At 61.2% G+C, this 21,305-nt stretch carries 20 protein-coding genes and 4 tRNA genes; 3 read left to right on the top strand and 21 right to left on the bottom strand.

Annotated features, from left to right (window positions below):
* Nucleotides 1–163: 163 nt before the first annotated feature.
* The 16 genes from rpoB to CPA42_RS10075 form a co-directional block, all read right to left on the bottom strand.
* Nucleotides 164–3,643: a DNA-directed RNA polymerase subunit beta gene (gene rpoB / locus CPA42_RS10000; RefSeq protein ID WP_002516035.1), complete on the bottom strand. Its 3,480-nt coding sequence runs from the start codon at nucleotides 3,641–3,643 to the stop codon at nucleotides 164–166.
* Nucleotides 3,644–3,940: 297 nt separating this feature from the next.
* Nucleotides 3,941–4,333, bottom strand: coding sequence for a 50S ribosomal protein L7/L12 (rplL, locus tag CPA42_RS10005; RefSeq protein WP_002514890.1), 393 nt, complete (start codon nucleotides 4,331–4,333; stop codon nucleotides 3,941–3,943).
* A 13-nt stretch (nucleotides 4,334–4,346) separates the two neighbouring features.
* Nucleotides 4,347–4,961: a 50S ribosomal protein L10 gene (gene rplJ, locus CPA42_RS10010; RefSeq protein WP_002516081.1), complete on the bottom strand. Its 615-nt coding sequence runs from the start codon at nucleotides 4,959–4,961 to the stop codon at nucleotides 4,347–4,349.
* Nucleotides 4,962–5,393: 432 nt separating this feature from the next.
* On the bottom strand, nucleotides 5,394–6,092 hold the full coding sequence (gene rplA, locus CPA42_RS10015) for a 50S ribosomal protein L1 (RefSeq protein ID WP_002515965.1): 699 nt from the start codon (nucleotides 6,090–6,092) through the stop codon (nucleotides 5,394–5,396).
* 89 nt (nucleotides 6,093–6,181) lie between these two features.
* Nucleotides 6,182–6,613 (bottom strand): 50S ribosomal protein L11, encoded by a 432-nt coding sequence (gene rplK, locus CPA42_RS10020; RefSeq protein ID WP_002516066.1) that lies wholly within the window; start codon nucleotides 6,611–6,613, stop codon nucleotides 6,182–6,184.
* Nucleotides 6,614–6,742: 129 nt separating this feature from the next.
* Entirely contained in the window at nucleotides 6,743–7,654 is a 912-nt protein-coding gene (gene nusG, locus CPA42_RS10025; protein ID WP_002516053.1) for a transcription termination/antitermination protein NusG, read from the bottom strand.
* A gap of 23 nt (nucleotides 7,655–7,677) precedes the next feature.
* The gene (gene secE / locus CPA42_RS10030) at nucleotides 7,678–8,328 is read right to left on the bottom strand and encodes a preprotein translocase subunit SecE (protein ID WP_002515969.1); all 651 of its coding nucleotides are present in this window, start codon (nucleotides 8,326–8,328) and stop codon (nucleotides 7,678–7,680) included.
* A gap of 93 nt (nucleotides 8,329–8,421) precedes the next feature.
* Nucleotides 8,422–8,494 (bottom strand) — tRNA-Trp (locus CPA42_RS10035).
* Nucleotides 8,495–8,777: 283 nt separating this feature from the next.
* Nucleotides 8,778–10,043 (bottom strand): aminotransferase class I/II-fold pyridoxal phosphate-dependent enzyme, encoded by a 1,266-nt coding sequence (locus CPA42_RS10040; protein WP_002516082.1) that lies wholly within the window; start codon nucleotides 10,041–10,043, stop codon nucleotides 8,778–8,780.
* A 103-nt stretch (nucleotides 10,044–10,146) separates the two neighbouring features.
* Nucleotides 10,147–11,277 (bottom strand): UDP-N-acetylmuramate dehydrogenase, encoded by a 1,131-nt coding sequence (locus tag CPA42_RS10045; protein ID WP_002516000.1) that lies wholly within the window; start codon nucleotides 11,275–11,277, stop codon nucleotides 10,147–10,149.
* Nucleotides 11,274–11,690: a MaoC family dehydratase gene (locus tag CPA42_RS10050; RefSeq protein ID WP_002517590.1), complete on the bottom strand. Its 417-nt coding sequence runs from the start codon at nucleotides 11,688–11,690 to the stop codon at nucleotides 11,274–11,276. The genes CPA42_RS10045 and CPA42_RS10050 overlap by 4 nt, the downstream gene beginning before the upstream one ends.
* Nucleotides 11,687–12,115, bottom strand: coding sequence for an FAS1-like dehydratase domain-containing protein (locus CPA42_RS10055; protein ID WP_002514899.1), 429 nt, complete (start codon nucleotides 12,113–12,115; stop codon nucleotides 11,687–11,689). The genes CPA42_RS10050 and CPA42_RS10055 overlap by 4 nt, the downstream gene beginning before the upstream one ends.
* 144 nt (nucleotides 12,116–12,259) lie before the next feature.
* Nucleotides 12,260–12,430: a 50S ribosomal protein L33 gene (gene rpmG, locus CPA42_RS10060; RefSeq protein WP_002514900.1), complete on the bottom strand. Its 171-nt coding sequence runs from the start codon at nucleotides 12,428–12,430 to the stop codon at nucleotides 12,260–12,262.
* Between the two features lie 55 nt (nucleotides 12,431–12,485).
* A tRNA-Met gene (locus CPA42_RS10065) sits at nucleotides 12,486–12,560 on the bottom strand.
* Between the two features lie 65 nt (nucleotides 12,561–12,625).
* A tRNA-Thr gene (locus CPA42_RS10070) sits at nucleotides 12,626–12,698 on the bottom strand.
* Between the two features lie 202 nt (nucleotides 12,699–12,900).
* Nucleotides 12,901–12,982 (bottom strand) — tRNA-Tyr (locus CPA42_RS10075).
* 170 nt (nucleotides 12,983–13,152) lie between these two features.
* Here CPA42_RS10075 and CPA42_RS10080 point away from each other — a divergent pair.
* Nucleotides 13,153–14,046, top strand: a complete 894-nt coding sequence (locus CPA42_RS10080) for an exodeoxyribonuclease III (protein WP_002515952.1) — start codon at nucleotides 13,153–13,155, stop codon at nucleotides 14,044–14,046.
* A 1-nt stretch (nucleotide 14,047) separates the two neighbouring features.
* Here CPA42_RS10080 and CPA42_RS10085 read toward each other — a convergent pair whose 3' ends face one another.
* The 5 genes from CPA42_RS10085 to CPA42_RS10105 form a co-directional block, all read right to left on the bottom strand.
* The gene (locus tag CPA42_RS10085) at nucleotides 14,048–14,983 is read right to left on the bottom strand and encodes an enoyl-CoA hydratase/isomerase family protein (RefSeq protein WP_002515985.1); all 936 of its coding nucleotides are present in this window, start codon (nucleotides 14,981–14,983) and stop codon (nucleotides 14,048–14,050) included.
* 96 nt (nucleotides 14,984–15,079) lie between these two features.
* Entirely contained in the window at nucleotides 15,080–16,660 is a 1,581-nt protein-coding gene (mptB, locus tag CPA42_RS10090) for a polyprenol phosphomannose-dependent alpha 1,6 mannosyltransferase MptB (RefSeq protein ID WP_002515964.1), read from the bottom strand.
* Nucleotides 16,657–16,965 (bottom strand): 4Fe-4S binding protein, encoded by a 309-nt coding sequence (locus CPA42_RS10095; protein WP_002516088.1) that lies wholly within the window; start codon nucleotides 16,963–16,965, stop codon nucleotides 16,657–16,659. Before CPA42_RS10095 ends, mptB begins: the two co-directional genes overlap by 4 nt.
* Nucleotides 16,962–17,546 carry an NADH-quinone oxidoreductase subunit C gene (locus CPA42_RS10100; RefSeq protein ID WP_002516021.1) on the bottom strand — a complete coding sequence of 195 codons (585 nt, stop codon included), beginning with the start codon at nucleotides 17,544–17,546 and terminating at the stop codon, nucleotides 16,962–16,964. Before CPA42_RS10100 ends, CPA42_RS10095 begins: the two co-directional genes overlap by 4 nt.
* Nucleotides 17,543–17,941 carry an NADH-quinone oxidoreductase subunit B family protein gene (locus CPA42_RS10105; protein ID WP_002516075.1) on the bottom strand — a complete coding sequence of 133 codons (399 nt, stop codon included), beginning with the start codon at nucleotides 17,939–17,941 and terminating at the stop codon, nucleotides 17,543–17,545. Before CPA42_RS10105 ends, CPA42_RS10100 begins: the two co-directional genes overlap by 4 nt.
* Before the next feature lie 152 nt (nucleotides 17,942–18,093).
* Here CPA42_RS10105 and CPA42_RS10110 point away from each other — a divergent pair, with 152 nt between their 5' ends.
* Together CPA42_RS10110 and CPA42_RS10115 are read left to right on the top strand one after the other, a co-directional pair.
* On the top strand, nucleotides 18,094–20,061 hold the full coding sequence (locus CPA42_RS10110) for a 2-oxoacid:acceptor oxidoreductase subunit alpha (protein ID WP_002519378.1): 1,968 nt from the start codon (nucleotides 18,094–18,096) through the stop codon (nucleotides 20,059–20,061).
* 1 nt (nucleotide 20,062) lies between these two features.
* Complete coding sequence (locus CPA42_RS10115; protein ID WP_002516005.1) at nucleotides 20,063–21,148, top strand: 2-oxoacid:ferredoxin oxidoreductase subunit beta; 1,086 nt, start codon at nucleotides 20,063–20,065, stop codon at nucleotides 21,146–21,148.
* Nucleotides 21,149–21,305 lie beyond the last annotated feature (157 nt).

The raw sequence follows: 21,305 nt of genomic DNA on the forward strand, positions 1-21,305 counted from the left end.
TTCTCTTTCCCCCACTCTGGTGGGTGGTAGCCCCTCCTCGTCAGGAAGGGTTCCAGTCGGGGTGTCTGTGTGAGTCGGGTTGTCCGGGCCCGTCCCCACCCCCGTCAAACGGACTGTGTTCAGGGGTCGGGGGCAACGCCGTCACCCCCGACATATGGGCAGGTCAGTCGGCCATAGCGTTGTCGGCACCAGGACGACGCCCAATGTCGATACCCAGACCAGACCGGGTGTCTTCCTCAGAGCCGCGCAAGTCGATCTCTTGGCCCTCCGAGTTGAGCACCTCCACATTCAGGCAGAGTGACTTCATCTCCTTGACGAGCACCTTGAAGGATTCAGGGATACCCGGCTCAGGAATGTTCTCGCCCTTGACGATCGCCTCATAGACCTTGACACGGCCTGGAACGTCATCGGACTTGATAGTGAGCAGCTCCTGCAAAGCCCAAGCGGCGCCATAGGCCTCCATGGCCCACACTTCCATCTCACCGAATCGCTGACCACCGAACTGGGCCTTACCGCCAAGCGGCTGCTGGGTGATCATCGAGTACGGGCCGGTGGAACGGGCGTGGATCTTGTCGTCAACCAGGTGGTGCAGCTTCAGCATGTACATGTAGCCGACGCCCACCTTCGAGGGGAAGGGCTCGCCGGTACGGCCATCGAAGAGGGTCGCCTTACCGTCGGTGTCAACGAGCATCTCGCCATCGCGGGTTGGGTGGCCGTACTGCAGCAAACCGGTGATCTCCTGCTCGGTGGCACCGTCGAATACCGGGGTGGCCAGACGGGATTCCTCAGGAATATCAATGAGGCCAACCTCGCGCAGACGCTCGGCCCAATCACCCTCGGCCTGGGTGATATCCCAGCCGGAGTGAGCGATCCAGCCCAGGTGCATCTCAAGAACCTGCCCGACGTTCATTCGGGAGGGCACACCCAACGGGTTGAGGATGATGTCGACAGGGGTGCCGTCCGGCAGGAACGGCATGTCCTCGACAGGTAGAATCTTCGAGATGACGCCCTTGTTACCGTGGCGTCCGGCCAGCTTGTCACCGATGGAGATCTTGCGCTTCTGGGCGACGTAGACGCGAACCATCTGGTTAACGCCCGGCGCCAACTCGTCACCGTTCTCGGTGTCGAAGATGCGCACCCCGATGACAGTGCCTTCCTCGCCGTGAGGAACCTTAAGGGAAGTATCACGGACCTCGCGGGCCTTCTCACCGAAGATCGCGCGCAGCAGACGCTCCTCAGGGGTCAGCTCGGTCTCGCCCTTCGGAGTGACCTTGCCAACCAGGATGTCGCCAGTGCCGACCTCTGCACCGATACGCACGATGCCGTTCTCGTCAAGGTTGGCCAGCATATCCTCGGAAACGTTCGGAATATCCCGAGTAATCTCCTCAGCACCCAGCTTGGTATCACGAGCGTCGACCTCGTGCTCCTCGATGTGGATCGAGGTGAGAACGTCATCAGAGACGATCCGCTGGGACAGAATGATGGCGTCCTCATAGTTGAGGCCTTGCCAAGGCATGAATGCGGCCAACATATTGCGACCGAGGGCAAGCTCGCCGTTGTCGGTCGACGGGCCGTCGGCCAGCGGGGTGCCAACCTCAACGCGCTGCCCCACCTTGACCAGCGGACGCTGATTAATGCAGGTACCGGCATTCGAGCGGCGGAACTTTTCCAGCTTGTAGGTCTGGTAAGTGCCGTCGTCGCAGGCGATGTCGATAAGGTCAGCGCTCACCGACAGCACCGAACCGGCCTTCTCAGCAAGAGTGACATCACCGACGTCAACCGCACAACGGTATTCCATACCGGTTCCGACGAATGGAGCCTCAGTGCGCACCAGCGGCACAGCCTGACGCTGCATATTCGCGCCCATGAGGGCTCGGGAAGCATCGTCGTGCTCGAGGAATGGGATGAGAGCAGACGCCACCGACACCATCTGGCGCGGGGACACATCCATGTAGTCGACCTCGGAGCTGGGAACCTCGTCGGCCTCACCGTGGCGCTGGCGCACCAGCACACGATCGTTGGCGAAATGGCCATCGTCATCAAGCTTCGCGTTGGCCTGGGCAATGACGTGACGATCCTCTTCGTCAGCGGTCAGGTAGACGACCTCATCGGTAACATGCCCGTCAACGACCTTGCGGTATGGGGTCTCGATGAACCCAAAAGCATTGACGCGAGCGAAGGAAGCCAGCGAACCAATCAGACCAATGTTCGGACCCTCAGGGGTCTCAATCGGGCACATACGACCGTAGTGCGACGGGTGAACGTCACGGACCTCCATGCCGGCACGGTCACGAGACAAACCGCCGGGGCCCAAGGCCGACAGGCGACGCTTGTGGGTCATCTCGGCCAGCGGGTTGTTCTGATCCATGAACTGCGACAGCTGGGAGGTTCCGAAGAACTCCTTGATCGCCGCCGTCACTGGGCGGATGTTAATCAAAGTCTGCGGGGTGATGGCCTCAATGTCCTGCGTAGTCATGCGGTCACGCACGACGCGCTCCATACGGCTCAGACCGGTACGCAACTGGTTCTGGATCAGCTCGCCGACGGTACGCAAACGACGGTTACCGAAATGGTCAATGTCGTCGGGCTCAACGACGATGTCGTCCTGTCCCTCCCGCGGCAGAATCGCGGTGCCCTCGTGCAGGGCGCACACGAAGTGGATAGCAGCGACGATGTCGTCGACCGTCAGAACCTGCTGATCGAAGGGCAGGGACAGACCGAGCTTCTTGTTGATCTTGTACCGACCAACCTTGGCCAGGTCGTAGCGCTTCGGGTTGAAGTAGTAATTCTCGAGCAGCTGCTGCGCGGCGTCACGGGACGGCGGCTCGCCAGGACGCAGCTTCTTGTAGATGTCAAGGAGAGCTTGATCCTGAGTCTCGACGCCATGGTCCTTCTCAAGGGTCTGACGGATCGACTCATGAGTGCCGAACTCCTCGAGGATCCGGTCGGCAGTCCAACCGAGGGCCTTAAGGAAGACGGTCACGTTCTGCTTGCGCTTACGGTCCAGACGGACGCCGACGGTGTCACGCTTGTCGATCTCGAACTCGAGCCAGGCGCCACGCGACGGGATCACCTTACAGGTAAAGATGTCCTTGTCGGAGGTCTTGTCGGCAGTCTTTTCAAAGTAGACACCGGGGGAACGCACCAACTGGGACACCACGACACGCTCAGTGCCGTTGATAATGAAGGTGCCTTTGGAGGTCATGAGCGGAAAGTCACCAATAAAGACCGTCTGAGACTTAATCTCCTCGGTCTCATTGTTCATGAACTCCGCAGTCACGAACAGTGGGGCTGCGTAGGTGGTGTCGCGGTCCTTGCACTCGTCAACGCTGTACTTAGGATCTTCGAAACGGTGATCCCGGAAAGACAGGGACATCGTCTGGGAGTAGTCCTCGATCGGAGAGATCTCCTCGAAAATCTCCTCGAGCCCGGACTTGGTATTAATGTCGGTACGCCCCTCTGCAAGGGCGGCGTCCACACGGGACTGCCATATCTCGTTGCCAACGAGCCAGTTAAACGACTCGACCTGAAGATCGAGAAGGTTGGGAACTTCCAACGGCTCGTGAATCTTGGCGAATGAAATTCGTCCCGACTGGGGCGAAATGGCGCTGGTGTTCTTCGACGCGGTACGCGTGGCGGCCAATGTGCGGTCCTTCCGAGAACTCCTACAACCGACCTGTCGGCCGGTCTGGGGGCATGACAAACCGCCCATGTCAAGCATGGGCGATCGCTGGCAATGGTGCAATGAGCTATTGTAATACGCCTTATTACTTTACCGCAAGTCCACGCCAGCTAGCCTTCACCACGGAGGGAACTCTATAAGGCAACGATCTCCTCTTCACTGAGACCTGGCCGTGATGGGGGTTTACCTGCCAAGCACGTGGGGCCACCCTCAAAGAGGAGTGGCCCCACGTAATGAACTTTGTAAGCAGTCACATGCTCACTTGAGGGTGACGGTGGCACCGGCGGCCTCAAGAGCCTCCTTGGCCTTCTCGGCGTCCTCCTTCTTGGCCTTCTCGAGGACCGGCTTCGGGGCGCTCTCGACGAGGTCCTTGGCGTCCTTCAGGCCCAGGCTGGTGAGGCCACGGACCTCCTTGATGACCTGGATCTTTTTGTCGCCGGCCGACTCGAGGATGACGTCGAACTCGTCTTTCTCCTCCTCGGCAGGAGCGGCCTCGCCACCGGCAGCCGGAGCACCGGCAGCAGCGACAGCCACCGGGGCGGCGGCGGACACGTCAAAGGTCTCCTCGAACTGCTTCACGAACTCAGAGAGCTCGATGAGGGTCATCTCCTTGAAAGCGTCAAGGAGCTCTTCGTTGCTGAGCTTCGCCATGATCGGCGTCCTTTCACTCGTTGGTGTTGTCCTGGGCGGCGGACGCCTCAGGGGTCTCGGTTGTCTTGGGCTCCTGGTCGGAAGCCTCTCCAGCTCCACCGATCACAGACGGCTCGGCAGCAGCCTTCTCCTGCAAAGCACCCAGGCCGCGGGCGGCCTTCGACGGCAGGGCGTTGAAGACCACAGCGGCCTTCGTGAGGTTGGCCTTGAGGCCACCGGCGAGCTTGGCGAGGAGGACCTCGCGGGACTCGAGATCGGCGAGCTTCTTAACCTGGTCGGCGTCAAGGACGTTACCGTCCATCACACCGCCCTTAATGACCAGGAGCGGGTTGTCCTTTGCGAAGTTCTTCAAACCCTTGGCCACGGAGGCCACGTCACCGTTAATAAAGGCGAGGGCGGTGGGGCCGACGAGCTGGTCGTCGAGTCCCTCAATACCCGCCTCCTTGGCGGCAATGCGGGTGAGGGTGTTCTTCGCAACGGCGTAGGTGGCGTCACTCCCCAGTGAACGGCGCAGATCCTTGAGCGCCGACACGGAGAGACCGCGGTACTCGGTCAGCACGGTGGCGCCGGCCGAAGAAAACTTCTCCTTCAGCTCGGCGACCGCAGCGACCTTGTCAGGCCTAGCCATTGGGTCTCCTTCCCACTTCTCGTACGTCGCGCTGGCAGCTGGACTGCTAGCGCCGGAGCCGTAGGGAGGACAAAAAGAAACCCCGGTGCGCAGGCGCACGACGGGGTAATAAATCATCTCGGCGTTCACCTGCGCGGGCCATCCATCGCTCCGGATGCTTGGCGGGAAACCCCGACCAGCGGTCTACGGCAACTCATACAGAATAGCTGGCTGTAGGTGGAGTGCCAAATTACCGGATAAGACAGCTCCAATCGCCCCAATAACATGTCCATCTGTGGATGCGCCCAGAACCCCCCCCCCCCAGTGTGATGACGCCATGACCACCATGGTCACGTCCACACGTTTGGCTGAGGCACACCTGGGCAGGCGGTGGCTCGCGGAAGACGCAAAGACGGCCCCCGCAACGTCGTTGTGGGGGCCGTCAACAGTCAGTCAGTCTGCGTCGCGAGCGGCGACAGGATCGATCTGCACACCGGGACCCATCGTCGAAGAAACGGTAATTTTACGCAGGTAACGACCCTTAGCGGCGTTCGGCTTAAGACGCAAGATCTCGTCGAGAGCAGCGAAGTAATTCTCGGCCAGCTTCTCCGACCCGAAGGACACCTTCCCAATAAGGAAGTGAAGGTTGGCGTAACGATCGGTACGGAACTCGATCTTGCCGCCCTTAATATCGGAGACAGCCTTAGCGACATCCATGGTGACAGTACCGGTCTTAGGGTTCGGCATCAGGCCACGCGGACCGAGCACGCGTCCCAGACGGCCAACTTTGCCCATCATGTCCGGGGTAGCAACCACGGAGTCGAAGTCCAAGTACCCGCCCTGGACCTTGGCGATGAGATCGTCGTCACCGACCTCGTCGGCGCCCGCCTCGCGGGCAGCCTCGGCCTTCTCACCGGTAGCAAAGACGAGGACCCGTGCCGTCTTGCCAGTGCCGTGAGGAAGGTTGACGGTACCGCGAACCATCTGGTCGGCCTTCTTGGGGTCGACGCCGAGACGGATAGCCACATCGACGGTCTCGTCGAACTTGGCCGACGCGCCGGAAGCCACCAGGGCCAGAGCCTCCTCCGGGGAGTACAGCTGGTCGAGGTTCACCTTCTCAGCGGCTGCGCGATATGCCTTGCTGCGCTTCATATCTGGTTCCTTTCACCAGGTGTGGTGAGGGCAGCGCGTGCCCCTCCACAAAAATTGTTTGTGGGAAAACTGTCTGCGGGTTGGGCGCCTCAGACCTCAACCTCGACGCCCATGGACCGAGCAGTACCAGCCACGATCTTCATGGCCGCCTCAATGTCGTTGGCATTGAGGTCTGGCATCTTAGTCTCGGCGATCTCACGGACCTGATCCTTGGAGATCTTGCCAACCTTGTGGGTCGCCGGGTTCTCCGTGCCCTTCTTAATTCCGGCAGCCTTCTTAATGAGCTCAGCAGCCGGCGGGGTCTTGAGGACGAAGCTGAACGTGCGGTCCTCGTAGATGGTGATTTCGACCGGGACGATGTTTCCACGCTGTCCCTCAGTCTGAGCGTTGTAGGCCTTGCAGAACTCCATGATGTTGACACCATGGGGGCCAAGAGCCATACCAACGGGCGGGGCCGGGGTGGCCTGTCCCGCTTGCGGTGCGACCTTGACGACGGCCGCTACTTTCTTCTTAGCAGGCATGTTGGGTCCTTCTTTCGGTGGTGACGACACCGGTCGGTGCCGTCAGTGTGAGTCCGAGTGTGACGAGCACCCGGACGCAGACGCACCGGCCAAGTCTAAGCAACTCGGCCGGTGGGGCCAAAATCAGGTTCAGATCTTCTCAATCTGGTTGAACTCGAGGTCCACCGGGGTGGAACGGCCAAGGATCTCAACCAGAGCCTTGATGCGCTGGTTATTCGTGTTGATCTCCGTGATCTGGGCTGGGACACCAGCGAAAGGACCATCAGTGATCTGCACCGATTCGCCGACCTCGTAATCGGCAACCTCAACCTTTGGCTTAGCCTTCGGCGAGGAAGTTTTGTCAGCGTTCTCACGACTAATCCTGGCGACAACCGACGGCGTCAGCATCTTGACGACCTCATCAAAAGTTAACGGGATCGGAGTGGTGGATTGCCCGACGAACCCGGTCACCGACGGGGTGTGGCGCACGATACCCCACGAGTCGTCAGTGAGGTCCATCCGCACCAGCACGTAACCAGGCAAATACACCCTGGTGATCGTACGGCGCGCGCCGTTGCGGATCTCGACGACCTCCTCGGTCGGGACGACCGTTTCAAAGATGTAGTCCTCCATGTTGAAGTTCTGCACCCGAGCGTCCAGGTTCTGTTTCACCTTGTTCTCCATGCCGGAGTAGGTGTGCAGCACGTACCACTCGCCGAACTTCGAGGACAGCTCACCGCGCAACTCTTCAATGGCAGCGTCAACGACATCCTGATTATCAGCATTATCAGCTTCAGAAGACTCATTCTCGTCGGCGTCTTGCTCATCGTCAGCAGCCTGACCGATGCCGAGGTTACGGGCGATGTCATCATCTGAGGCCTCGGCAGGCTCGTCGTCACCAAGATCAAGGTCGATCTCGGGCTCCTCAGCAGAGTCCTCCTCGCTGAGGTCCCCAAGGTCGATCTCGACCTCGTCGTCCTTCTCCTCGGCGGTGTCGGGGGTTAACGCGTCAAGGTTAATCTCGACGTCGTTAGTTTCACTGAAATGGGGGCTGTCACTCACAGGTCAATTCTCCAATGTGATCGTCAGTGGCCAAAGAGCTTGATGACGACCCATCCGAAGACGACGTCCAAGCCACTGACGTAGGCGATGATGAGCAGAACAAAGACGAGGACGACGAGGAAGTACTGTCCCAGCTCGTCGCCACTAGGCCACTTGACCTTGCGCAACTCAGCAACCGACTGCTTAGTGAAGGTCACCGGGCCAATGCGTTGCTTGCCCTGATCGGCGGGCTTATGGTGAGAACGCTCCTTGCGAACCGGAGCTTTCGTCAGCTTACGCTTCGGCTCGGGGCCAGCAGACTTAGCCGCAGACGCGGTAGCGGGCTCCTCATCAGCCGCGCTAGCTTCCTTGCGCACGGGCTTGCCGCGGCGGGCTGGTTTGCCAGCAGAATCCTTCTTGCGCACCGGCCGGGAAGAACGAGCTGACGCAGCGACCTCCTCCGCTCCTTCGAGCTGGTCGGGGTCGTCAATAACCATATCTTCGGGATCGGCCTTATCGGGAGTCTTATCGACGACATCGTCTGGGGTCGTCAACTCTTCAGCCTCTGGGTCGACAACGTCGTACTCGTCAGTCTCCGGAAGGTTGTTGGATGCCAGATCCTCGCCCCTTGGAGACAGCTCGCCCTTGACGGAAGGATCGTCTCCGTCGCTGAGGTTTCGCTTCTCGTCGGTCACGCTATTCCTTCGGGTCCTGCCTGACGGTTGGTGCCGTGGACCAGGACTTCGCCACGGCTGCGCACCAGGGATACGCCCCGCACATGCGTCTCGCAGGGCACGAGGGACTTGAACCCCCAACCTGCGGTTTTGGAGACCGCTGCTCTGCCAATTGAGCTAGTGCCCTTCGGCGATGCCTGGGTGACAACGCCAGCACAGGGAGTATAGGAGAGAACTCGGTCCCGCGTCGAATTAGGCACGATAGAAGCCTACAGAACTTCCGTCCAACCATCCATCGGGTGGTGGCCGCAGTCATTTCAACTACGCGGTCGTCGTGGTCCACGAACATGCCCCTTCCTGCTGCCAACTCAGCGCAGTCGTTGGGCATCAGAAATATGACAGCGGCCGCGCACCGTTACCGGGTGCAGGGCCGCTGTAAGCCTTTCATCAGGCTGCTTTTGTAATCGGCTTCAGCCCTTCAGCAGCTTCTCGCTAGCTGCGAGCAAGACGCAAGTCGACACACCCTCCATGGCCGCACGCAGCTCGTCCATGCCAGGAAACGACGGGGCCAGACGAATCGTGCGATCGTGCGGATCGCGGTGCAACGGGTGAGACGCTCCAGCTGGTGTCAACGCGATACCAGCTTCCTTGGCCAGGGCAACAACTCGTGACGCGGTACCGTCCATAACGTCGAGGGTGATGAAGTAACCACCAGTCGGGTGAGTCCAGGATGCGACACCACGTCCGCCCAGACGATGAGTGAGGACCTCATTAACGACAGCGAACTTCGGGGCAAGGATCTCGCGATGGGCACGCATGAGCTTGCGGACCCCCTCAGCGTCACGCAAGTACTGCGCATGACGCAATTGATTAACCTTGTCAGGGCCAATCGAGCGGACTGCTGCGTGTCCCAGGTACCAGTCGAGGTTGGCCTTAGAAGAAGCCAGGAAGGAAACGCCGTCACCAGCGAAGGTGATCTTGGACGTTGAGGCCAGCTCGAAAACACGGTCCGGGTTGCCCGCTTCCTCAGCCCACTGGAGCACCGGCAGGGCAGGGTGCTCAGTGTCGGTGAGGTGGTGCAGGGCATAGGCGTTATCCCACCAGATACGGAAATCTGGCGCTGTCGGCATGGATACCAAAGCCCGGACTGTGCGCTCGTCGTAAATGGCGCCATTCGGGTTGGCGTACATCGGCACGACCCACATGCCCTTGACCAACGGATCGGCAGCTAGCTTCGCAACCTCGTCGACGTCAGGGCCATGCTCTCCCAGCTCCACTGGGATCATGTCAATACCCAGATGCTCGCAGATGGCAAAATGCCGGTCGTAACCGGGAACGGGGGCGATGAACTTGACGTTCTGGCCGGACCAGGGTTTCTGTCCGGCAATACCGTGAACGAAAGCGAACATCGCCAGATCATGCATGATCGACAAACTGGAATTGTCGGCAGCAATGATGTGGTCGACGTCGACGCCCAACAACTCACCGAAAATACGGCGAATCTCAGGGAGACCTCGGTTACCGCCGTAGTTACGAACGTCGCGGCCGTCCTCGGCATGAGAAGAGACGTCAATCGTCAGTAAGTCTGCGTTGAGGTCAAGCTGAGCTGGAGAAGGCTTGCCACGGGTGATGTTGAGACAGACACCACGGGCGACGAGGTCGGCATGCTCGCTGCTCAGCTGCTGATGCAGGGCGGACAGGTCATCGTGGGACAGGTCAATCAACGGGGTGGTCATGCTCCTAATTCTGTCCCCTCGCCAGTTCAGGACAACACGCGACCCTCCAGCCCTGCTGCAGTAAGGCTTGAAGGGTCGTGGCGTCTGGCAATGCTAGGACGCGTCAGATCGTGCAGCCGATCAAGCGCGGCTCGGGCACCAAGGTGATCCCATAAACGTCGCGGACTCCGTCAATAACAGTGCGTGCGAGGGTGGTGAAGTCGCCTGAACTGGCACCGCCACGATTCGTCAAAGCCAGGACATGTTTGGTCGACAAACTCGCTGGCGCGTCCTCAGCCACTTTGAACCCCTTACCATAACCGGCGTGGTCAATAAGCCAGGCCGCACTCGTCTTGACCCGACCGTCGGACTGGGCGAAGGCCGGGGCCCCTTCCGGAACCTGGTCCGGAGACACCAGGGGGTTGGTGAAAAAGGACCCGGCACTCCAGGTGTCATGGTCATTGGGGTTGAGGACCATCCCTTTGCCGGCACGGACCGCTAACACCGTCTCACGCACCTGGGAGGTATCGACCCTCTCCCCCGGCTCTACCCCCAAACGTCGCGCTAATTCGGCGTAGCGGACTGGCAGAGAGCGGGTACCGAGGTTGAATTGCATGGTGACGTCGAGGACGACGTAGCGATCGGGCTCAGCCTTGAAACGGCTAGAGCGATACCCGAAATCACATTGGTCAGCGGTAAAAGTGCGCTGAGTATCGTCGACGCGGTCCCACGTACGCACCCGCGCGATAAACTCCCCCACTTCGACGCCGTACGCACCGACGTTCTGGATGGGCGTCGACCCGACGAGACCGGGGATGCCAGAGAGAAACTCCGGGCCGATCCATTCCTGCTCAATGGCATGGACAACGAAATCGTCCCAAACCTGGCCTGCGGCGACCGTCACCAAGGCACCCCCACACGATGACACCTCCGCGGACAGTCCCGAGGTAGCGACGCGGACGACGGTGCCGTCGAACCCATTGTCACCGACGAGGACATTCGAGCCACCGCCGAGCACCAGGCACGGCTCGCCGCGCCGATCACAGTCACGAACAGTTGCCAAGAGTTCGTCGTGGGTCGTCGCGATGACAAGGTGACGCGCCGGGCCACCCACCTTCAAGGTCGTCAGGGGGGCCAGCGGCACGTCCTCGCCACCGGACAGACAAGTCGTCGTTCCAATGACCTCGTGATGAATCGTGCTGCAGGCCTCAGTGGGGTCGTCGTCCTCGTAGGGGCCAATGACCGTGGTGCTCATTGCTCCCCCTGCCTTACGACCACCTCGACCCGGCCCAGGACCGATTGGCCATCGCACTTGACGTCGACAGCCAGAGTCGCCGCCTCCTCGCTGACCTTGCGCACCGTGGCGGCGACCTCGATAGCGGTGCCCCCCTCGGTATCCGGAACCTGGACCGGTCGGGTGAAGCGCGCTCGCTGCGAAACCACCCGCTCAGGGCCGCCGACCCAATCGATGACAGTGCCAAGAGCCGCACCCATAGTCCACATACCGTGGGCGATAACTCCGTCCATGCCGGCCTCGCGGGCAGCTCGATCACTGTAGTGGATGGGGTTAAAGTCGCCGGATGCGCCTGCGTAACGGACCAGAGTAGTCCGAGTAACGTTGATGGCTCGCGGGCCGAAAGTCTGCCCCTCCGACAGCTGTACGCTCATGCGTTCCCCTCTGGACGGGTATGCCACAACGTTGAAGTGGCATTGCCCAAGTGCTCGCCGTCGACGTGATCCAACGAGACGTTAATGCCGATGATGTCGGTATTGCCTCGGGTACGCACAGAAGTGATAGTGAGGGCGGCTGTCACCTCGTCGCCTTCATGAAGCGGACGGATCCAGTGAAAGGACTGGTCAGTGTGGATCATGTGCTCCAGGCGCAGGTCAAGCTGCTCGTCGTCGAACAACGCCTCCCACGCCCGAGACGCCAACACCATCGCGAAGGTGGGCGGAGCAATGGGGTCGTCGCCTCGATAGGCCGGAGCGTTATCCCCCAAAGCAGTGGCAAGCTCCCGGATTTTCTCTGCGGTAACAAGGTACGGGTCTGTCGTCGGGTAGGTGCGCCCAACGTCATGAGAACTGATCGACATGTCGTCAGGCTATCCCAGACCCCGCCGCCACAGAATACCTCGGAGCATTTAATTGCTCACACAGCAATTGCTCATAACACACAGCACGAGGGGCCGCCTCTAAAGCAGCCCCTCGTTTAAGGTTCTTGGGTTCAGGTCCCGGTCTCAGCGGGTCTCGCGGTGCGCGGTGTGCTTGCGGCAGCGCGGGCAGAACTTCGCCATCTCCATGCGATCAGGATTGTTTCGGCGGTTCTTCTTGGTGATGTAGTTGCGCTCCTTGCACTCGGTGCAGGCGAGCGTGATCTTCGGGCGAACGTCGCCGGACTTCTTGGCCATCTTTCCTACTTTCGAGCCGTATGGAGTGTGCGCTCCCGAGTTTCCCCGGTTAAATTGGTAGCGGGAGCGGGAATCGAACCCGCGACACAGCGATTATGAGCCGCTTGCTCTACCCCTGAGCTACCCCGCCAATGTGATCCTCGGCACCGCATCTTGGCCCGGCCCACCGGGCGAGTGGGGCCGATTCACACTCAGAGCCCCCAAGCAGAATCGAACTGCTGACCTTCTCCTTACCATGGAGACGCTCTGCCTACTGAGCTATAGGGGCAACGGATGAGAAAACTACACGAGCTTTCGACCGTTGGCAAATCAGAACCCGAGTCTCCTCAACCCCCGGGATTAAACCCCGAAACCGGCTTTCAGTCGAACCGAGCCGTCCCGCCTCATCACATCTCCAACCGACCAATGTCAGCCCGAGACCCGGTTATGGCGAAACCAACCCCCCGAATCCATCCGACCCGGGGGTTGCGTGGCAGGTGTTGGATTCGAACCAACGTAGGCGAAACCGACGGTTTTACAGACCGCTCCCTTTGGCCACTCGGGCAACCTGCCGTGCTGGCGTTAACCAGCGATCGATAATATTAGCAGGCAGGCCGCAGTCATGACCAATTGGTATGTGAATCAGGCCGCACTCGTACCACCCACCACCAGAGACGTCACCGGTTGCACGAGATCGCCCAGGACAACCGCCTCCGTACTCCGCGTGTGACACACTCCTGCATATGCGCATCGCCAGCTTCAACATCAACGGTATCCGAGCTGCCCTGAAGCGGGGATTCTCCGAGAGGATGGAGGCTCGTGACTGCGACGTAATCGGACTGCAAGAAGTGCGTTGCCGTCCTGCCGACCTACCCGAAGGAGCCTTCGGCGACCGTCACGTCTCCTGGGCACCCGGCTCGCTGGCCGGACGCAACGGCGTCGCTCTCCTCACCCGTACCGCCCCGGCCGAGGTCCGGTCCTGGGGAACCCACCTCGTCATGGCACCCGGCCAGGCTCCTACACCCGCACAGGCACTCACAGGCAACACCGACGGCCTCCCCACCGAATTGCTGCCCTTCGCCGACGAGGGACGTTACATCGAGGTCGACCTGGCCGATACTCCCCTCACCGTCGCTTGCCTCTACCTGCCCAAAGGCGCCACCCCGGATCCAGCCAACGAGAAAACCATCGCCAAGCAGGACCGCAAAATGGCCTTCCTGACAGGGTTCCGCGACCACCTAGTCCGACGCCGCCAAGAATGCACCACCCAAGGCCGTCACTTCCTCGTTATGGGTGACTTCAACATCGCCCACGAAAACGCCGACCTCAAGAACTGGAAAGCCAACCAGCGCAATGAGGGATTCCTACCCGAAGAGAGGCAGTGGTTTGACACCATCCTGTCCCCCGACACCCTCATTGACGTTGTGCGCGCCCAGCACCCCGACACCAACGGGCCCTACTCGTGGTGGAGCTGGCGCGGCAAGGCCTTCGTTAATGACGCGGGCTGGCGTATCGACTACCACCTGGCGTCACCAGAGTTGGCGAGCAAAGCCATCACGGCCGAGATTGATCGTGACCCCTCCTACTCCGAGCGCACCTCCGACCACGCAGCAGTAGTCGTCGACTATGACCTGTAAGTCAGGACGGGTCGAACATCCCCTCAACCTGACGAGCGGGCACGTCAGCCACGCTCTCGTGGGACCAATGCGGGTTGCGGTCCTTGTCGACCAGCTGGGCGCGCACCCCCTCACAAAAGTCCGAATTGCGCATAAAGGACCGCCCCAGAGCACGATCAGTCTCCAACACCTCGCCAAGACCTGACGCGGATTCAGCCCTCACGACAGCGGCCAATGCGACAGCTACCGACAACGGACAGCGCGTCGCGATGTGCTCAGCCGTCTTACGCGCGGCCGGCTCGGGACGATCAGCCAATCGACGACACACCTCGACGGGATCATCAGTGTCATAACACTCCTGAATCCACACCGCATCGCGCGCCAACTGACAAGCGACCGGATCGACGTCAACGGGCTCGCCGTCGGCGTCGACGACCTCATCTACCAAACCGGCCCACAGCGCCGAAGCCGCATCGATGAAGGCCCCGGTCATGGCTATATGGCGGCCGACAAGGCGCGGGGCCCGAGAGAGCTCGAAACACGCACCCACGTCAGGCCATAGACCAATACCCGTTTCCGGCATCGCAAGGACGAGGTCGTCGCGAGCCTCGACCCGCTTAAGGCGCAGTGCCAACCCAAGCCCGCCGCCCATGGAAATGCCATGCAGATGCGCGGTCCCCGAATGCACCTCAGCAATGGCAGCGTCAACGTCGTACTCACCATCCAACCAGTCACCAGCGGCCTCGGGATCCTTTAATACCAACGATCTGAGCTCGCGAATGTCAGCTCCCGAACAGTAGCCGCGCTCTCCCGCACCGGATAGATCGATGCTGCGCGGCGATCCCTTGACGGCCTCCCCAATAGCCCCCAGCATCTCACCAGATAACGAGTTGATCGCTCGGGGACGGTCCAAGATGATCGTGACATCGTCGGTACCGCTGATCTTCACCTCATCCATATCCCCAGCCTGCCACGTCAAGAACTCGCGTCGTCACTTTCCGCTCCCAACAACCACGGCTACCGCCATCGAACTATCCGCTGCATACCGGGCGCTCTAACAGTCAATGGACCTTGTGGGGTGCGGAACGTGAACGTCTTTGTGCGTCCACCCTTGTCCCAGGCTGTGTTCGTGCCACACCAGGCGGGCCGCCAGCACCAGGACCAGCGCAACACCAAGAGCTGCGGCACTATTGCGCCAGGACAGGTTGACCGCATCGAAGGACAACATGATGACGGTGGTCCACACCGCAGGGCGAACGAAGCGGGCAGCTTCGTCGATCAGGGGCAGTAGCAGCGCCCCCCACAGCACATACCAGGAATGCAGTGCTGGGGCACATAATGCCACGGCAAGAAATCCCAGCGCCAGGAAAGACAGCGGCTTGCGCGGTAGCAACCGGACGGCCATGACCACCAACAGAAACACACCGACGAGCATGCCAATGGCCTGAGAAATCGGAATGACAGCTGCCGCTGCTTGATGTGCGCCAAAGGAACCAAGCACCATTCGCACACCCATGCCGACCAGAGTGAAGGGCGACACCGTCAACACCATACCGGGAACGTTGACGGCGTGGTACCAGCCAAACCCTAAACCCGATGCCCACGAAATACCCGAAAAAACAGCCACCGAGATAGTGAGGGACCCTACCGTTCGCCCCAAAGCCGGGAAAAGGTGGCGCGGATGCCACGACGCCATAGGATGACGGATCAGCGGCAGAGCAACTGCGACCATAAATGCCGGCTGTTTGACGGCCGCCGCGCCCCCGACAAGTACCGCGCCAATCGCCCATGACCAGCTCGTCATGCAAGCAATCCACAACCCGATAACAACCAGCCCCATCATGAGGGCGTCATTATGTGCTCCCCCGATGAAGTCCACCACGAGGATGGGGTTGAGGGTGGAGAACCAGGCTGCAAAGTGCGGGTCTCGTCCGACTCGACGCGCCACCCGGGACAACAACAACCCTATAGCGATAACGCCTAAGAGAGCCGGAACACGCATAAAGACCGACGACCAGTAGGGATTGTCCCCAGTGAGGTGGACGATCCCATGTTGGACGACGAGGGCTAAAGGACCGTAGGGGGTCTTGGTATAACGCCATTCCTGGGCAACTTGGTCGGCGAAGGCCCCAGGTAGCAACCCGGGATACCCCTCATAGGGGCTGATGCCGTTTTCCAGCAGCCAGCCCTGGGCAGCATAGGAGTAGGCGTCGTGGCTGAAGATGGGTGGAGCGAGTAGGAAAGGCAGACCCCACACGCCGAGTACAGCCCACGGGTGTAGTCCAGCACGAATACCTGGAAGGTGTTTAAAGCATCGACGCGCATGCTTCGGCAGCGGTTCCGCAGTAAGGTCACGCGGCTCGCGACCAGGCCGCAGGCGCAGCCAGGAATCGACCAGCAAACCAACGCCGACGAGGACAAGCAAGGTCCCGACGATACGCCACGTTGATCCGCGTAAACCAGCCTCGTTTAGTCGAGACCACCATGGCGAGTTCAGTGGCAGATAGGCCGGGGTCAGTGATCCGGCCGTGATGAGAATCGTCCCGACCAGCCCTTCCAGGACCGACCAGGACCTCCAGGCGCGCACATAGGCAAGCCATCTGATCCGTCGCCGCCGCCCAACCGGCTGCTTCACCGATCACCGTCCAATCCCCACGCGCTGACCAAATCGGTGCGCGACAACGATTCCGAAACACGCTTGTCACTCCAGGACAGGGCGTCAAACGGGCAGGACTCGATGCACATGCCGCAATACATGCACAGCCCCCAGTCGATAGCGAACTCGTCGAGAACGGCTACCGTGCGGGGACGGCGAGCATCGCAGTCCGGAACCGCTTCGTGGTGAGCGTCGATGGTGATGCACCAAGCCGGACACTCGCGGGCACAGATCATGCAGGAGGTGCACGCGTCGACGTCAAGGTTGATAGCCGAATGTCTCATGCCTGCCTGCCTGACGCCGTGCTTGCCATTCGACGGGCAGCTGATCGCGGGCGCCGGCCAGACATGGCCGCGATGACCTCGGCATCCGGAATATCCTCACCGTCTTTGATACGCCGCCACGTCTCAGGGTCAGGAACGCCGACCGGCAGACGTCGACTCGCGGACTTCGAGCCAGCCTGGTCAGCCGCACCCGGCCACACGGTGTCAGCTCGCTGCGCCAACACAGCTTCCTTGCGCAGGGGCGGTTTCGGTGCATCGTGGACAAGGAGGGCACGATCATCTGCCCCAGGGCCGACAAACCTCACACCAAAAAAGTCGTGGATCTCCCGCTGATACCAGGATGCCCCGGCCAGCACGCCGACAATCGAGTCCAAGGTCCCGCCGTCACGAGGCACACGGGTGGAGATAGTCACGTCGTCGCCGTCATGATTCTCGAGGCGACAAACCACGATGATGTCGGGATCCTGGCCGCGCTCCCCTGTCCCGTCGATGGCCGTCAGATGAGCCAGCCACGGGTGAGTGGACACCGCCTGGGCAACAGCGTCGTGCCAGCCGATTGCAGGGACATCGCTGGTCGTCATGCGGCCTCCCGGGACGAGGCCAACAACCCGGTGAGCGTTTCAGGTCCGGGGGGACAGCCCGGAATCCAGTGATCGGCGTCGACCCCCGCATCCGGAAGTCCAGCGACAACACCAGCTGAATCCCAGTACGGTCCGCCTGCACAGGCGCACGCTCCAAAAGCCACCACGTCAACGGGATGGTTGCGCTTGAGTTCATGGACAGTGTCAGACACCACGGGCGCCAGACCAGTTGTCACCGTCCCGGAAACGAGCACCACTATCGGGGCGCCGTCTGGGATCTCTTCGCGCACCGGAGCGTTGGCCAACACGGCAGCCCCACTCTCGACCCCACAGCAGGCCAGCGCGAGGTCGACGACGTACACGGATCCGTCGGCGAACCAGTCGATGAACTTCACCAGGTCATCCTACCGAGGATACTGTTCATCACATTCGCGTGGCAGCGCGCAGCCGGGACCGAAGTTCGATAAGCAAAGGCTCGATGGTAGCGTTAGTAGCTGGTTCCGAAGCATCCAGACGCGCATCGTCGGTGCGGTCGTCCGCCACCCATATGACACGTCAACAACGGAATCCCGCGACGAGAAAAGAGGTCAGAGTGCCTTCCACCGACACGGCACATCACACCACTGACGAGCGAGAGGTCCAGCCCCTCGACCGAGTAGTCATTCGATTCGCCGGCGATTCCGGCGACGGCATGCAGTTGACCGGCGACCGCTTCACCGCCGAGTCCGCCATCCATGGCAACGACATTTCGACCTTGCCGAACTTCCCTGCCGAGATCCGCGCCCCCCAGGGCACGATCCCCGGCGTCTCAAGTTTCCAGGTGCACTTCGCCAATTACGACATCGCCACCCCGGGTGACCAACCTGACGTCTTGGTCGTCATGAACCCCGCCGCCTTGGCCGCGAACCTCGGCGACATCCGCCGCGGCGGACTCATCATCCTCGACTCCGCCGAGTTCACCGCGAAAAATCTCAAAAAAGCCGGATACACCGAGGATCCGCGCAATGACGGCACGCTGGAGTCCTACCAGGTCGTCGAGCTCAACCTCACCGGGCTGGCCGTAGCTGCCGTCGAACCTTTCAACCTTGGCCGCAAGAATTCTGAGCGCGCCAAAAACATGTTCGCCCTCGGACTGCTGACCTGGCTATACGGACGTCCCCTCGGCCCCTCGGAGAAGTTCCTAGCTAGCAAGTTCGCTTCCAAGCCGGACATTCGGGACGCCAACTTTGCCGCGCTCAAGGCCGGGCATGCCTACGGCGAGACGTGCGAACTATTCCGGGTGCGCTACGAGGTGGCCCCGGCCCCGATGCCCGAAGGCACCTACCGTCAGGTCACCGGCAATCTCGCCACCGCGTACGGTCTCATCATGGGTGCCAACCGGGCCGGGCTGCAGCTGTTCTTAGGCTCCTACCCCATCACCCCGGCCTCCGACATCCTCCACGAGCTGTCTAAGCGCAAGGCCCACAACGTCGTCACCTTCCAGGCCGAGGACGAGATCGCTGGGGTCAGTTCTGCCATCGGTGCTTCCTTTTCCGGTTCGCTGGGCGTGACAACGACGTCGGGCCCCGGCATGAGCCTCAAGTCCGAGGCCATCGGCTTGGCCGTCATGACGGAGCTGCCGCTGGTGGTCGTCGACGTGCAGCGCGCCGGACCCTCCACCGGTATGCCGACCAAACCTGAGCAGGCCGACCTGCTACAGGCAATGTTTGGACGCAATGGCGAATCTCCCGTCCCGGTGCTCGCAGCGAAGTCCCCGTCGGATTGCTTCGACACTGCGCTGGAGGCTTGCCGTATCGCGGTGACCTATCGCACCCCCGTGATCATGCTTTCTGACGGCTACCTTGGCAACGGTGCGGAGCCGTGGAAGGTGCCTGATCTGGCTGAGATCCCGCGCATTGACCCCCATTTCGCGACCGAGCCGAACACCACCGCTGCCGACGGCTCGCCGCGGTTTATGCCTTACCGCCGTGACCCGCAAACCTTAGCGCGTCCGTGGGCGCTGCCCGGCACCAAAGGTCTGGAGCACCGCGTCGGTGGTCTGGAGAAGTCAGCCCACACCGGCGCTATCTCCTATGACCCGGCCAACCACGAGGAGATGGTGGCCACTCGGGCTGCCAAGGTGAAAGGCATCGCAAAGACCATTCCTCCGACTGCCGTCGACGATCCTTCCGGTGACGCCGACGTGCTCGTGCTCGGATGGGGTTCCGCGTACGGCCCGATCACCGCCGCCGTACGCCGAGTACGTGCTCGCGGCCTGTCCATCGCCCAGGCTCACGTGCGCCACCTTAACCCGCTACCGGAGGATCTGGGTGACGTGTTGCGTCGATACCGGCAGATCGTCGTCCCCGAAATGAACACCGGCCAATTCGCGATGCTGTTGCGCTCGAAGTACCTCATCGACGTCAAGACGATCTCGCGGGTGCGCGGGCTACCAATCTCGCCGGTGGACCTGTGCGATGAGTTGTGTCGCCACTGTGGTGACAGCAAGGGTAGCGACGATACGAGGGAGGCCTGAGATGACTGACATCACCACCGAGGATCGTCCCGCCGGCCTGGCGGGTGTGCCGTTGGCGATTGAGCCGCTCAAGCGTCGGGACTTCGCCTCTGACCAGGAGGTGCGTTGGTGCCCCGGATGTGGCGATTACGCGATCTTGTCCACCTTCCAGGGTGTGCTGCCCAACCTGGGTATCGCCAAAGAGAACGCCGTCGTTATCTCGGGGATCGGCTGTTCCTCCCGCTTCCCGTATTATATGAATACTTACGGTATGCACTCGATCCATGGCCGTGCCCCGGCTATTGCGACGGGTGTGGCGGTGTCGCGTCCCGACCTGGCCGTGTTCGTCATCACTGGCGACGGCGACGCGCTGTCGATCGGGGGTAATCACCTCATCCACGCCATGCGACGCAACGTCAACCTGACGATTCTCATGTTTAACAACCGGATTTACGGTCTGACGAAGGGTCAGTACTCCCCTACCTCGGAGGCTGGCAAAGTTACGAAGTCCTCCCCGATGGGGTCGATCGACGCACCGTTCAACCCGTTGGCAGTGGCGTTGGGGGCGGGCTGCTCCTTCGTAGCTCGTGCCGTCGACTCTGATCGGAAGCATCTCGCCCAGGTACTCACCGCCGCCGCCAAGCATCGGGGCACCTCGTTTGTCGAGATGTATCAGAACTGCCCGATCTTCAATGACGGGGCGTTCGATGACTACAAGGGGCCCGAGGCCACCCAGCACCTCATCCGACTGGTTGATGGGGAGCCGGTGCTCGTCGGAGCTGACAATTCCCGCGGCGTGGTGCGCGACCCCGTAAGCGGCGAGTTAACGGTGGCTGACGTCGCCGAGGTGGGCATGGACCACGTGCTCGTTCACGACTCCCATCGCGCCGACCCGTCGCTGGCCTTCGAGTTGGCGCACTTGGACGACGGCACCGTCGTCACCCAGACCCCGGTCGGGATCTTCTACGACGTAGACCGCCCCACCTATGACGATCAGGCTCGCGCCCAAGTGAAACTGGCTTCCGGGGATGCGACCGACCCTGGCTCCCGTAACGCCGCGCTGCAACAGCTGCTACTCGGCAGCGACACCTGGCAAGTGCAGAGCTGACAACTCCCTGAGGCGAGGCCGACCGCGATTCTAACGTCGGTACCTCGCGGTTCTGAGTGCTGCTGCCCGGTCGATGTGGGGGTGACCTTGGTGGGAGGTACTATGTTCGTTGTCGGCCTAATGGGTGGGTTGATGCCTAGGTGGTGTGGGGAAGCTG

This window comes from Cutibacterium acnes, assembly GCF_003030305.1.
In the GTDB taxonomy this organism is placed as follows: Bacteria; Actinomycetota; Actinomycetes; order Propionibacteriales; family Propionibacteriaceae; genus Cutibacterium; species Cutibacterium acnes.

Bases quoted from the DNA above. Each gene is read 5' to 3' on its own strand.
- CPA42_RS10085 (WP_002515985.1), bottom strand. From the start codon at position 14,983: ATGGATGAGGTGAAGATCAGCGGTACCGACGATGTCACGATCATCTTG.
- CPA42_RS10110 (WP_002519378.1), top strand. From the start codon at position 18,094: ATGACACGTCAACAACGGAATCCCGCGACGAGAAAAGAGGTCAGAGTG.
- CPA42_RS10050 (WP_002517590.1), bottom strand. From the start codon at position 11,690: ATGAGCGTACAGCTGTCGGAGGGGCAGACTTTCGGCCCGCGAGCCATC.
- rplK (WP_002516066.1), bottom strand. From the start codon at position 6,613: ATGCCTGCTAAGAAGAAAGTAGCGGCCGTCGTCAAGGTCGCACCGCAA.
- CPA42_RS10100 (WP_002516021.1), bottom strand. From the start codon at position 17,546: ATGACGACCAGCGATGTCCCTGCAATCGGCTGGCACGACGCTGTTGCC.
- rpmG (WP_002514900.1), bottom strand. From the start codon at position 12,430: ATGGCCAAGAAGTCCGGCGACGTTCGCCCGAAGATCACGCTCGCCTGC.
- CPA42_RS10115 (WP_002516005.1), top strand. From the start codon at position 20,063: ATGACTGACATCACCACCGAGGATCGTCCCGCCGGCCTGGCGGGTGTG.
- rplJ (WP_002516081.1), bottom strand. From the start codon at position 4,961: ATGGCTAGGCCTGACAAGGTCGCTGCGGTCGCCGAGCTGAAGGAGAAG.
- CPA42_RS10095 (WP_002516088.1), bottom strand. From the start codon at position 16,965: ATGAGACATTCGGCTATCAACCTTGACGTCGACGCGTGCACCTCCTGC.
- rplA (WP_002515965.1), bottom strand. From the start codon at position 6,092: ATGAAGCGCAGCAAGGCATATCGCGCAGCCGCTGAGAAGGTGAACCTC.
- CPA42_RS10055 (WP_002514899.1), bottom strand. From the start codon at position 12,115: ATGTCGATCAGTTCTCATGACGTTGGGCGCACCTACCCGACGACAGAC.
- CPA42_RS10045 (WP_002516000.1), bottom strand. From the start codon at position 11,277: ATGAGCACCACGGTCATTGGCCCCTACGAGGACGACGACCCCACTGAG.
- rplL (WP_002514890.1), bottom strand. From the start codon at position 4,333: ATGGCGAAGCTCAGCAACGAAGAGCTCCTTGACGCTTTCAAGGAGATG.
- CPA42_RS10080 (WP_002515952.1), top strand. From the start codon at position 13,153: ATGCGCATCGCCAGCTTCAACATCAACGGTATCCGAGCTGCCCTGAAG.
- CPA42_RS10040 (WP_002516082.1), bottom strand. From the start codon at position 10,043: ATGACCACCCCGTTGATTGACCTGTCCCACGATGACCTGTCCGCCCTG.